The sequence below is a fragment of the Sphingomonas sp. genome (genome assembly GCF_023266535.1).
GTDB lineage: Bacteria > Pseudomonadota > Alphaproteobacteria > Sphingomonadales > Sphingomonadaceae > Sphingomicrobium.
Genome location: NZ_JAHFPY010000085.1, coordinates 1 through 10387 on the forward strand (window position 1 = coordinate 1; position 10387 = coordinate 10387).

Consider the following 10387-nt stretch of genomic DNA (forward strand, 5'->3'; position numbering starts at 1 on the left):
GGATAGGGAGAGAGGGTCGCTCTTTCCCCCGGCTCGCAGCGCCAGCCGTTTGCCGTCCTGACCCAGTCGGTCAGCGCCATCGTTTCCTCGAAATCCGGCATTTGCACCGCGATGGTGCCCTCGTCATTGGTGACGAAGCTCGATCCGTCGAACACTAGCTCGTCCTGCCCGCCGACCCTGTTCAGATAGACGACCGGCAGGCCGGTCTCGACCGCCCGCTCGCGCACCAGCCGCTGCCTTTGGTCGTCCTTGTCGGTCTCATAGGGGCTGCCGTTGGGCACCAGCAGCATGTCCGCGCCTTGGGCGGCCAGATGCTGGCAGACCGATTCCAGCCAGATGTCCTCGCAGATCGGCACACCCAGTTTCACCCCGCGAAATTCCAGCGGGCAGGGCAGCGGTCCCTGGGCGAAGATGCGCTTTTCGTCGAACGTGCCGTAATTGGGCAACTCATGCTTCAGCGTCCGGCCGAGCACCTGGCCATGTTCGGCCAAGACGAAGGCGTTGAAATTGACGCCCTCGTCGGAATGGACGGTACCGAACAGCAGCGCCGGACCGCCGTCGGCGGTGGCATCGACCAGCCGCTCGGCCGCTTCCATCGTCTGGCGGACGAATTCGGGCTTCAGCACCAGATCCTCGGGCGGATAGCCGACCAGCTGCAGCTCCGGCATCATCACCAGGTCGGCCCCTTCGGCCGCCGCTTTGGCGCGCCACTCCAGCATCGCCTCGGCATTGGCGTGCAGATCGCCGATCCGCTGGCCAAGCTGGCAAAGGGCAATGCGAAGACGGTCGGTCACGTGCATCCGATTTAGCGATGCATCGGCGGTTCGCAACCTTGCCCAATCCGCTGGCCCTTTCTAAGGGGCGCCATACGGGGCTGGCTTCACGGGATCGTCACATATGAAATTGCTCGCCGGGAATTCGAACCTGCCGCTGGCGCGGGCGATCGCCGACTATCTCGAACTGCCGCTGACCGACGCCAGCGTCCGCCGCTTCGCCGATGAGGAAGTGTTCGTCGAGATCCAGGAGAATGTCCGCGGCGAGGACGTGTTCGTGGTCCAGTCGACCAGCTACCCGACCAACGATAATCTGATGGAGCTGCTGATCTGCATGGATGCGCTGAGGCGCGCCTCGGCCAAGCGGATCACCGCCGTCATCCCCTATTTCGGCTATGCCCGGCAGGACCGGAAGCCGGGCCCGCGCACGCCGATCTCGGCCAAGCTGGTGGCCAATCTGATCACCGTCGCCGGCGCCGACCGGGTGCTGACGATGGATCTCCACGCTGGCCAGATCCAGGGTTTCTTCGACATTCCGACCGACAATCTCTGGGCGGCGCCGGTGATGGCCGCCGATATCCAGGCGCGCTACTCCGGCAAGAAGCTGATGGTGGTGTCGCCCGACGTCGGCGGCGTGGTCCGCGCCCGCAGCCTTGCCAAGCGGCTCGACAACGCTCCGCTGGCGATCGTCGACAAGCGCCGCGAGAGGGCCGGCGAATCCGAGGTGATGAACATCATCGGCGACGTCGAGGGCCACTGCTGCATCCTGGTCGATGACATTGTCGATAGCGCCGGAACGCTGTGCAACGCCGCCGCCGCGCTGAAGGACCAGGGCGCTACGGAAGTCATCGCTTATTGCAGCCACGGCGTCCTGTCGGGCGCGGCCGTGGCGCGTGTCGCCGCCAGTGTGCTGACCGAGTTGGTGGTGACCGACTCCATCTACCGCGAAGGGCTGGAAGAGGGCGAAAAGCTGCGGCGGCTGACCATCGCGCCCCTGTTCGGCGAAGCAATCCACCGCATCGCCGACGAGACTTCGGTCTCCAGCCTGTTCGACTAATCCTGGCTCGTTTCCTTGACGCCGCTGCTTTCGGCCAGCAGCTGGTCGACCGTCTCGGCGAAGCGCATCACCGAAATCGGCTTGGAGACATAGGCCTGCGCCCCGGCGGCACGGATCCGTTCTTCATCGCCGGCCGCCGAATAGGCCGTCACCGCCATGATCGGCACGTCCTTCAGCCCGTCTTCGGCGCGGATCATCTCCATCAGCTCGATGCCGGTGATGTAGGGCAGCTGGATGTCGGTGATGACCAGGTCGGGGTGGAACGCCCGCGCCGCATCCATCGCATCGCGGCTGTCGGTCACCGGCTCGGTTTCATGGCCATGCGCGGTCAGCAAGTCGCAGAACAACTTGATGTTGAGGGCGTTGTCCTCGACAACCAGGATCTTGGCCACTCAATAATCCCCCGAAATGCTCAAAAGCCGCAGTAAGCGATGTTAAGCCACAGGACAAACGATGAACCCGGCGATGCCGAAGCGCTGGCGCTGGCCGCATTGGCCGAGACGCTGACCGACGAACGGCGTGCCCGGAGGTTCCTCGACCTCACCGGGCTGGATGCGGACGAGCTTCGCGCAAGGGCAGGGGAGAGGCGCCTGCTGGCCGCCCTTCTGGCCTTTCTCGAAGCCCATGAACCGGACCTTGTCGAGGTTGCTCAAGCCATTGGAAGTAAACCGGAAATGCTAGTGAATGCGCGTGCGGAGCTGGACCGTTGAAGCGGCCCTTGCTGATTACCGATTGCGACGAAGTGCTGCTGCACATGGTGTCCCATTTTGACGCCTGGCTGGGTGAGGCGCACGACATCCGCTTCGCTTTCGAGACCGGCCAGTTTCGCGAAGCGCTGACCCATCGGGCGACCGGCGAGCTGGTCGCCGAGGATCGGGTGTGGCCGCTGCTGACCGAATTCTTCCAGGGCGAAATGCACCGCCAGACTTTGGTCCCGGGCGCGCTCGAGGCGCTGGGCCGGATCGGCGAGGTCGCCGACATCGTCATCCTCACCAATCTGGGCGACGAGGCGCATAGCTGGCGGGTTGACCAACTGGCCAGCCACGGCATCCGTCATGAAGTGGTGTGCAACCGCGGCGGCAAGGGCATCCCGGCCAAGGCGATCATCGACCGCTACCAGGCCGGCGCGACGGTGTTCGTCGACGATCTGCCCGTCCATCACGCCTCGGTTGCCGAACATGCGCCCGACGTGCATCGGCTGCACATGGTGGCGGAACCCTTGCTCGCCCCGGCCATCCCGGCCGCCGAGCACGCCCATGCCCGGATCGACGACTGGCCGACGGCTTGCGGCTGGATATTGGAGAGGCTGCAGGGTTCGAACTTCCTACCAATGAGGCCGTGATGGAGACGAAAAAGCGCTCTGAGAGTGAGTGAGCGCAGCCAGATAGCGGGGCCTATCTGGCAATCGAGCGAGCGTGCCAGGGCGCTTTTGCGTCCCACCCTTCGGGCACGGCACTGCCGGTGCTTCGCTTCGTCAAAGCGCTCGACCGGTAGCCCATACCGCTCTTCGCGCTTCTCCTTGCGCTGCGATCCGGCAAGAGCCATGTCACGGCTCCCATTGGTAGGGAGTTCGAACCCTTAATGACCAGGACCGTCTTCATCACCGGGGCAACGGCCGGAATCGGCGCCGCGGCAGCGCGCAAGTTCGCCAGCGAGGGCTGGCAGGTGGTCGGCACCGGCCGGCGCCAGGAACGGCTCGACGAACTGACGGCGGAGCTCGGCGACTACTTCCATCCGCTGGCGCTCGACATGCGCGAGCCCGACCTATTCGCTGCGGCGCTGGCAACCTTGCCCGACCGCTATGCCGGCATTGACCTGTTGCTCAACAATGCCGGCCTCGCCCCGCCGATGAGCAATCTGCAGGATGCGGAACAGGGCCCGATCGACGTCGCCATCGACACCAATGTCACCGGTCTGGTGGCGTTGACCCGCACGCTGCTGCCGCGCCTCATTGAGCGCAAAGGGGCGATCATCAACCTCGCATCGGTCGCGGCGACCTACCCCTATCGCGGCGGCGCGGTCTATGCCGGGACCAAGGCCTTTGTCCGCCAATTCTCGCTTGGCTTGCGCTGCGATCTCGCCGGCAACGGCGTCCGTGTGACTTCGATCGATCCGGGCATGGTCGAGACCGAATTCACCTTGGTCCGCACCGGCGGCGACCAGGCAGCGAGCGATGCGCTCTATGCCAAGATGGACCCGATGACCGCCGAGGATATCGCCGGGACGATCTGGTGGGTGGCGAGCCTGCCGCCGCACCTCAACATCAATGCGATCGAGCTGATGCCGGTCAACCAGAGCTGGGCCGGCTTCGCGGTCCACCGGCACGAGTAAATCCTCCCCAAGCTAGCTTGGGGAGGGGAACCGCCGAAGGCGGTGGAGGGGTAATTGAACCGGCTTCGGCTACCCCTCCACCATGCTCCGCATGGTTCCCCTCCCCACCGCTTCGCGGCAGGGAGGAACTTGACCCGTGCCCCATTCCGTTGTTGAGCCAAAGCCATGAGCATCGAACAGCGCCTCGCCGAACTCGGCATCACCCTTCCCGAACCGGCCGCGCCGGTCGCCGCCTATGTCCCCGCGGTCGAGGCCAATGGCCTGCTGCACATCAGCGGCCAGATCAGCTTCGCCGAGGACGGCAGCCTGATCAAAGGCCGGCTGGGTGAGAATGTCGACCTCGAGGCCGGGCAGGCCGCCGCGCGCCGTTGCGGCATCATGCTGCTGGCGCAGATGAAGGCCGCGCTGGGTTCGCTCGACCGGGTCCAGCGGGTCGTCAAGCTCGGCGTGTTCGTCAATTCGCACGGCGATTTCACCGACCAGCCCAAGGTCGCCAACGGCGCCTCGGAGCTGATGCAGGCAGTGTTCGGCGAGGCTGGACGCCATGCCCGCTCGGCGGTCGGCGTTCCCGTACTTCCGCTCGGAGTCGCGGTCGAGGTGGATGCGGTCGTCCAGGTCCGAAGCTGACCCGTTGGACCCGGGTCCGATGGGGTTCGCGCATCGCGGACTCCACGGGCCGGGAGTTCCCGAAAACAGCCTCGCCGCCTTTCGCGCCGCGATCGACGCCGGCGCCGGCGCCGGCATCGAGTGCGACGTCCGACTGAGTTCCGACGGTCAGGTCATCGTCTTCCACGACCATGACCTTCGCCGGTTATGCGCCTCGGCGCTTGCCGTCGAAGCCACAGCTGCCGGTGCGCTGACAAAGCAGCACCTGTTCGACACTGACCAGCATATCCCGCTGCTACGGGACATGCTGGACCTTGTCGGCGGCCGGGTTCCAATCCTGATCGAGTTGAAATGCCGGGGTGGCAACGCCGCCCAGCTAGCCCGCGCAGTGGTTGGTGATCTCGAAGCCTATTCCGGCCCGGTCGGGGTGATGAGTTTCGAGCCTGCGGTCGGCAAATGGCTGGCCCGTCATGCTTCGCATATCCGCCGCGGTTTGGTCATCTCACGCAACGCCTCGGCGCTCGATCGCTGGCGGTGCATTCGCGCCAGTTCGGCCCAGTTCCTGGCGGTCGATTACGGCGTGGTGGCGCGGCCTTGGGTGGCGAGGCAGCGCAAGGCAAAATGGGTCTACAGCTGGACGATCCGCTCGCCCGCCGATCGCGAGACAGCTGAAATTCACGCCGATGCGCCTATCTGGGAAGGCAATGGCCGACCGCGAAGCTGACATCATTGCCCGGATAGCGCGCGGAGTCGCCGAGCTTCCCGCCGATCAATGGAACGGGTTGGCCGGGCCGCATGATCCCTTCCTCGGCCACGCCTTCCTGTCGCTGCTCGAACGATCGGGAAGTGTCGGCGGAGGCAGCGGCTGGACTCCGCTGCCGGTCATGGTCGAACGCGAAGGGCGGGTCACCGCCGGCGCTCCCGCCTATCTCAAGGGCCATAGCCAGGGCGAATATGTGTTCGACCATGGCTGGGCCGAAGCTTGGGAGACGGCCGGCGGGACCTATTATCCCAAGCTGCAGGTGGCAGTGCCGTTCACCCCCTGCGTCGGCCCGCGCCTGCTGGGCGGCGACAAGAATGCGCTGCTGGCCGCGCTGGAGACGGTGACCGTCCAGAACCAGCTTTCCTCGGCCCACATCACCTTTTTGACCGAGGAGGAAGTAAAGACCGCCGAGGCGCGCGGCTGGCTGCGCCGCGACGGGCTCCAGTTCCACTGGTTCAATCGCGGCTATGCCGGCTTCGATGAATTCCTTGGCGCCCTCTCAAGCCGCAAGCGTAAGGCAATCCGCAAGGAGCGTGCGGCAGCGATCGACGGCGTCGAGATCATCACGCTTCGTGGGGCCGCAATCGAACCGGCGCATTGGGACGCCATGTGGAATTTCTACCAGCATACCGGCGCGCGCAAATGGGGTCGGCCCTATCTGACCCGCGCCTTCTTCGACGGGGTCGGCGCGGCGATGGGCGATTGCGCGCTGATGTTCCTCGCGTTGGATCAGGGCCGGCCGATCGCTGGGGCGCTCAACTTCATCGGTGGTGACACCCTGTACGGCCGCTACTGGGGCGCGATCGAGGAGCGGCCGTTCCTCCACTTCGAATTGAGCTATTATCGCGCGATCGATTGGGTGATCGACCATGGCCTGAAGACCATCCAAGCCGGCGCGCAGGGCGAGCACAAGCTGGCGCGAGGCTATGAGCCAGTCATCACCCCCTCGGTCCATTTCCTGCCCGATGCGGGATTCCGCCGTGCGGTCATGGATTTCCTGCTGCGCGAGCGCGAGGCGATCCGGCTGGAGCACGAATGGGCGCGGGCAGCGTTGCCCTATCGCTCCGATTCTTCGCCGTAGATGGCGACGCAGCGGCCGTCCGGCCCGGCCATGCCGCGATACATGCCGGGCGTCGTGAAGCCCCAGGCGGCCTCGCCCGAAGGCGACACCGCAATCAGTCCGCCATTGCCGCCCAGCGCCTTCACCTCGCCCAGCACCCCATCGAGTGCCTCCTGCAGGCCGACCCCGGTCATCCGCACCCGGGCGCACAGCTCATGCGCCGCCGCGGCGCGGATGAACACTTCGCCCAGCCCGGTGGCGCTGACCGCCGCTGCCCGGTCGTCGGCATAGGTGCCGGCGCCGATCAGCGGCGAATCGCCGATTCGCCCCCAGCGCTTGGCGGTCAGGCCACCGGTTGAGGTGGCTGCCGCGACATGGCCGTCGAGGTCGACCGCGACCGCGCCGATCGTCCCATATTTGATATCGGCATCGAATGCGTTCGCGCCCTGCGCCAACAGCTCGTCCAGCTGCCGCCGCCGCTCCGCCGTCACGAACCAGCGGTTGGGAACCTGCTCCAGCCCGGCCTCGCAGGCGAAATCGTCGGCGCCCTCATAGCTCATCAGCACATGGGGGCTTTGCTCCATCACCGCCCGTGCCGCGCTGATCGGCGCGCGGGTCGACTTCAGTCCGGCGACCGCGCCGCAGCGCCGGTCGCGGCCGTCCATGATCGCCGCGTCCAGTTCGACATGGCCGTCATAGGCCAGCACGCTGCCCCGGCCGGCATTGAAGCAGGGATCCTCCTCGAGCACGCGCGACGCCGCCTCGACCGCGTCGAGTGCGCTGCCGCCCGCGGCCAGGATCGCCTGACCGGCATCCAGCGCGGCATTGAGGCCGGCTCGGCCGAGCTCGTCTGCCTCGGCCGACAGGCCGCCGCGTTTCATCGATCCCGACCCGCCGTGGATCACCAGTTTCCAGCTCATGCGCTCGCCCTAGCGCGAGCCGCTTTGCGATTCCAGTTGACGGAAAATAAGGATGATATAAATGTGATATCAATTAACGGGAGGGATAGATGACCGAGTCGAATGTCATTGCCTTGAATATGAGCCGCGAGCGGAACGCTGCGACCGCCAGCGGCTATCTCATGCTGGTCGTCCTGCTGCTGGCGATCCTGGCGCAGGTGTGGGCTATTGCCGAGCTGGCCAATGACCGGCAGGGAACGCTGGCGATTGCCGTGGTGATCCTGGCGCCGCTGACGCTGATTTTCGTCGCCTGCGGTTTCTACATGCTGCAGCCCAACCAGGCCGCCGCCATCACCTTGTTCGGCGATTATCAGGGGACCGACCGCACCACCGGGCTGCGTTGGGTCCTACCCTGGCTGATGCGCAAGAAGGTGTCGGTCCGCGCCACCAACTTCATTTCCGACAAGATCAAGGTCAACGACCTGCGCGGCAACCCAATCGAGATGGCGGCGCAGATCGTGTGGCGTGTGGTCGATACTGCCCAGGCGCTATTCGACGTCGACGATTATAAGGAGTTCATCCGGGTCCAGGTCGAGGCCGCAATCCGCAAGATCGGCGCGCGCTATCCCTATGACGATTTCGATCATCAGGACGTGACCCTTCGCGGTCACCTCGACGAGGTCGCGGTCGAGCTGCGCAAAGAGCTGATTGAGCGCCTCTCGATCGCCGGAATCACCGTTGACGAGTGCGGCTTCACCCACCTCGCCTATGCTCAGGAAATTGCCGGGGCGATGCTTCGCCGCCAACAGGCGCAGGCGGTGGTCGCGGCTCGCCGCACCCTGGTCGACGGCGCCGTCGGCATGGTCGAGATGGCTCTGGCTTCCTTGTCGGAAAAGAAGGTGGTCGAACTCGACGATGAGCGCCGAGCGGCGATGGTCTCCAACCTGATGGTGGTGCTGTGCGGCGAGCGCGACACCCAGCCCGTCGTCAACACCGGCACGCTGTACCAGTAAGGACGCGCGGTGTCGGCGGACCGCAAGGCCTACCCGCTAAGGGTCGATCCCGCCCTTTGGGCGGCGGTCGAACGCGCCGCGGCCGCCGACCTTCGCTCGGTCAATGCCCAGGTCGAATGCCTGATCCGGGAAGCGCTGAAGGCGCGGGGCGTCAAGCTCGAAATGCCCCGCCCCGCCCGTCGCGGCCGCCCGCCAAAGGAACAGAATGATGGATGATCGCCCGATTTGGTTCGCGCCCAAGCGTTATGGCTATGGCACGGGTTTGCCGGTCGCCTGGCAGGGATGGGCGGCCATTGCCGGCTTTTTCGCGGTGGTCATCCTCGCGGGCGCCTTGCTCAAGGACAAGCCCGGCCTGATGGCGTCGATCATCTTTCCCGAGCTGGCTATTTTCCTCAGCATCGCCGCCAGGACGACGCACGGCGGCTGGCGCTGGCGCTGGGGAGATCCCGACTAGCGCTTCTGGCCCGGCGCCTTGCCTTCCGGGCCCAGGGCGTCATCGAGCAATTTGGCGAGGCGGATGCCGCCTTCGACCACGTCCTGCCGCACTTCGGGGATCAGCCCGCGCACCTTGGCCTCGTCCATCACCTGCCGCTCAACCGGGCCTGCCCCGCAGGGATCGCCGACCAGTGTCTGGTAGGCAAGGTCGCGGGCCTTGCCCCACATCTCCTTGCTCCAGTCCTCGACGCTGCCGCTTGCAATCCGTTCGCGCTCGGCCGGTGAAACCTGCGCCAGCAGCGCCGCCGGTCCGGCCGGCGGAGTCGAGATCGCCCGCTCGGCCAGCCAACCGTCCCAGATGCTGTGCAGATTGGTCCGTCCGGCGATGATGCCATAGCTCGCCGCGACCTTGTTGCCGCCAAGGTCAGCATGGTCGCCGGCGTGCATCGGCTGGTGCAGGTCGCCGACGAAATGGGTCAGGAACGCCAGCGCCATCACCTTCTCGCGCACCGGCACCTTGCTATCGGCCAGCAGGCGGGCGTTGCGTTCGATCTGGGCGGAGACGCAATTGCCGTCCTTGCAGGCCGCCTTCAAATCGAACGGCTTGCACACGTCGACGTTCTGGTAATGCCAGCTGTAGGCGTAGGTGAAGCGGTCGCCCAGCGGCTTGATGCAATCGGCCCAGACGCTGGCCTGCTCGATCGTCGCCAGCGGACAATCCGGAGTTTCCAGCAGCCGTCCCTGGCGAAGCAGCGCCGCGACCCTGGCGCGCGTGTCGGGACGCATCTGCAGCCAGGCGATCCGGGCCACGCTTTCATGGCCATATTCCCAATAGGCCTGTGCCGGCGCGGCGAAGGCGAACAGGGCGGCAAAACCGCACAGCGTGGTCAGGATACGATTCGGCATGGCCGACCCTTAGCCCATTTTCCGTCCGGCTTTAGCTGCTGATCGACAGGTCGTGCTGCTGGTTGACCAGCCGCCATTCTGCCAGGTCGGACAGCATCGCGCGAGCTGCCTGTTCACCAAGATCGGCGGCGCGCATCAGCGAAATGCCCTCGGCGCGAAGCTCGATCGCCAGCCGGCCGAGCGAGGCGGCGGTGGCATCGGACCGAAGCGCGCTGCCGCCGAAATCGCCCTGGAAGCGGATTCCGAACACCGCCGCGCCGATCGTCGGTAGCCCTGCCGAAATGAGCGTCAGCCAATGCTGCCACTTGTCGATCCAGCCGGGCGCCCAGGCGAGCGCGGCGATGGTCCCGGCCGAGGCAATCATGGTCGTCCAGAAGGCCGCCGCGCTGATTTTCTCCAGCCGGTGGTCGAGCAGCATGACCTGGCGGCTGCTGGCCCGATGATAGGCGACCTGCGGATCGACCTCATGGATCGCGATCGATTCGGCCAGCGCCGGAACATTGTCGACGCTGATCTTCCCGCCGGGGAGCCCGGTCGCCCGACA

At 65.9% G+C, this 10387-nt stretch carries 15 protein-coding genes; 10 read left to right on the forward strand and 5 right to left on the reverse strand.

The annotated features are described in order from the left end of the window. Positions 1 to 794, reverse strand: a 794-nt coding sequence (locus tag Q0C64_RS11850) for a nitrilase-related carbon-nitrogen hydrolase (protein ID WP_294124031.1), incomplete at its 3' end; no start/stop codon positions are given. 103 nt (positions 795 to 897) lie between these two features. On the opposite strand from Q0C64_RS11850, the gene Q0C64_RS11855 reads away from it, so the two are divergent. Then, positions 898 to 1830 carry a ribose-phosphate pyrophosphokinase gene (locus tag Q0C64_RS11855; RefSeq protein WP_294124033.1) on the forward strand — a complete coding sequence of 311 codons (933 nt, stop codon included), beginning with the start codon at positions 898 to 900 and terminating at the stop codon, positions 1828 to 1830. On the opposite strand, the gene Q0C64_RS11860 is transcribed toward Q0C64_RS11855, so the two are convergent. Continuing rightward, complete coding sequence (locus Q0C64_RS11860; protein ID WP_294124035.1) at positions 1827 to 2222, reverse strand: response regulator; 396 nt, start codon at positions 2220 to 2222, stop codon at positions 1827 to 1829. The genes Q0C64_RS11855 and Q0C64_RS11860 overlap by 4 nt on opposite strands. A gap of 39 nt (positions 2223 to 2261) precedes the next feature. Here Q0C64_RS11860 and Q0C64_RS11865 point away from each other — a divergent pair, with 39 nt between their 5' ends. The 6 genes from Q0C64_RS11865 to Q0C64_RS11890 all read left to right on the forward strand — a co-directional run bounded on the left by Q0C64_RS11865 (position 2262) and on the right by Q0C64_RS11890 (position 6611). Further along, complete coding sequence (locus tag Q0C64_RS11865; RefSeq protein ID WP_294124038.1) at positions 2262 to 2540, forward strand: DUF3572 family protein; 279 nt, start codon at positions 2262 to 2264, stop codon at positions 2538 to 2540. Further along, positions 2537 to 3172: an HAD family hydrolase gene (locus tag Q0C64_RS11870; protein ID WP_294124040.1), complete on the forward strand. Its 636-nt coding sequence runs from the start codon at positions 2537 to 2539 to the stop codon at positions 3170 to 3172. Before Q0C64_RS11865 ends, Q0C64_RS11870 begins: the two co-directional genes overlap by 4 nt. Before the next feature lie 239 nt (positions 3173 to 3411). Beyond that, complete coding sequence (locus Q0C64_RS11875; protein WP_294124042.1) at positions 3412 to 4161, forward strand: SDR family NAD(P)-dependent oxidoreductase; 750 nt, start codon at positions 3412 to 3414, stop codon at positions 4159 to 4161. Positions 4162 to 4326: 165 nt separating this feature from the next. Then, on the forward strand, positions 4327 to 4788 hold the full coding sequence (locus tag Q0C64_RS11880; protein WP_294124045.1) for a RidA family protein: 462 nt from the start codon (positions 4327 to 4329) through the stop codon (positions 4786 to 4788). Positions 4789 to 4807: 19 nt separating this feature from the next. Further along, a complete protein-coding gene (locus Q0C64_RS11885) occupies positions 4808 to 5491 on the forward strand; it encodes a glycerophosphodiester phosphodiesterase family protein (RefSeq protein WP_294124047.1) in 684 nt (227 codons plus the stop codon). After that, entirely contained in the window at positions 5472 to 6611 is a 1140-nt protein-coding gene (locus tag Q0C64_RS11890) for a GNAT family N-acetyltransferase (RefSeq protein ID WP_294124049.1), read from the forward strand. The genes Q0C64_RS11885 and Q0C64_RS11890 overlap by 20 nt, the downstream gene beginning before the upstream one ends. Here Q0C64_RS11890 and Q0C64_RS11895 read toward each other — a convergent pair. After that, positions 6587 to 7510 carry an isoaspartyl peptidase/L-asparaginase gene (locus Q0C64_RS11895; RefSeq protein WP_294124051.1) on the reverse strand — a complete coding sequence of 308 codons (924 nt, stop codon included), beginning with the start codon at positions 7508 to 7510 and terminating at the stop codon, positions 6587 to 6589. The genes Q0C64_RS11890 and Q0C64_RS11895 overlap by 25 nt on opposite strands. A gap of 89 nt (positions 7511 to 7599) precedes the next feature. On the opposite strand from Q0C64_RS11895, the gene Q0C64_RS11900 reads away from it, so the two are divergent. The 3 genes from Q0C64_RS11900 to Q0C64_RS11910 are packed head-to-tail and all read left to right on the forward strand — an operon-like array spanning position 7600 to position 8956. Then, positions 7600 to 8502, forward strand: coding sequence for an SPFH domain-containing protein (locus tag Q0C64_RS11900; RefSeq protein WP_294124053.1), 903 nt, complete (start codon positions 7600 to 7602; stop codon positions 8500 to 8502). Positions 8503 to 8511: 9 nt separating this feature from the next. Continuing rightward, positions 8512 to 8718 carry a toxin-antitoxin system HicB family antitoxin gene (locus Q0C64_RS11905; protein ID WP_294124054.1) on the forward strand — a complete coding sequence of 69 codons (207 nt, stop codon included), beginning with the start codon at positions 8512 to 8514 and terminating at the stop codon, positions 8716 to 8718. Further along, on the forward strand, positions 8711 to 8956 hold the full coding sequence (locus Q0C64_RS11910) for a hypothetical protein (protein ID WP_294124055.1): 246 nt from the start codon (positions 8711 to 8713) through the stop codon (positions 8954 to 8956). Before Q0C64_RS11905 ends, Q0C64_RS11910 begins: the two co-directional genes overlap by 8 nt. Here Q0C64_RS11910 and Q0C64_RS11915 read toward each other — a convergent pair. After that, positions 8953 to 9843 (reverse strand): S1/P1 nuclease, encoded by an 891-nt coding sequence (locus Q0C64_RS11915; protein WP_294124057.1) that lies wholly within the window; start codon positions 9841 to 9843, stop codon positions 8953 to 8955. The two genes, Q0C64_RS11910 and Q0C64_RS11915, sit on opposite strands and share 4 nt — an antisense overlap. Positions 9844 to 9874: 31 nt before the next feature. Continuing rightward, a partial coding sequence (locus Q0C64_RS11920) for a hypothetical protein (protein WP_294124059.1) occupies positions 9875 to 10387 on the reverse strand: 513 nt, incomplete at its 5' end.

Coding starts and splice junctions, on each gene's coding strand:
- Q0C64_RS11855 (WP_294124033.1), top strand. CDS start 898: ATGAAATTGCTCGCCGGGAATTCGAACCTGCCGCTGGCGCGGGCGATC.
- Q0C64_RS11865 (WP_294124038.1), top strand. CDS start 2,262: ATGTTAAGCCACAGGACAAACGATGAACCCGGCGATGCCGAAGCGCTG.
- Q0C64_RS11875 (WP_294124042.1), top strand. CDS start 3,412: ATGACCAGGACCGTCTTCATCACCGGGGCAACGGCCGGAATCGGCGCC.
- Q0C64_RS11880 (WP_294124045.1), top strand. CDS start 4,327: ATGAGCATCGAACAGCGCCTCGCCGAACTCGGCATCACCCTTCCCGAA.
- Q0C64_RS11885 (WP_294124047.1), top strand. CDS start 4,808: ATGGGGTTCGCGCATCGCGGACTCCACGGGCCGGGAGTTCCCGAAAAC.
- Q0C64_RS11890 (WP_294124049.1), top strand. CDS start 5,472: ATGGCCGACCGCGAAGCTGACATCATTGCCCGGATAGCGCGCGGAGTC.
- Q0C64_RS11895 (WP_294124051.1), bottom strand. CDS start 7,510: ATGAGCTGGAAACTGGTGATCCACGGCGGGTCGGGATCGATGAAACGC.
- Q0C64_RS11900 (WP_294124053.1), top strand. CDS start 7,600: ATGACCGAGTCGAATGTCATTGCCTTGAATATGAGCCGCGAGCGGAAC.
- Q0C64_RS11910 (WP_294124055.1), top strand. CDS start 8,711: ATGGATGATCGCCCGATTTGGTTCGCGCCCAAGCGTTATGGCTATGGC.
- Q0C64_RS11915 (WP_294124057.1), bottom strand. CDS start 9,843: ATGCCGAATCGTATCCTGACCACGCTGTGCGGTTTTGCCGCCCTGTTC.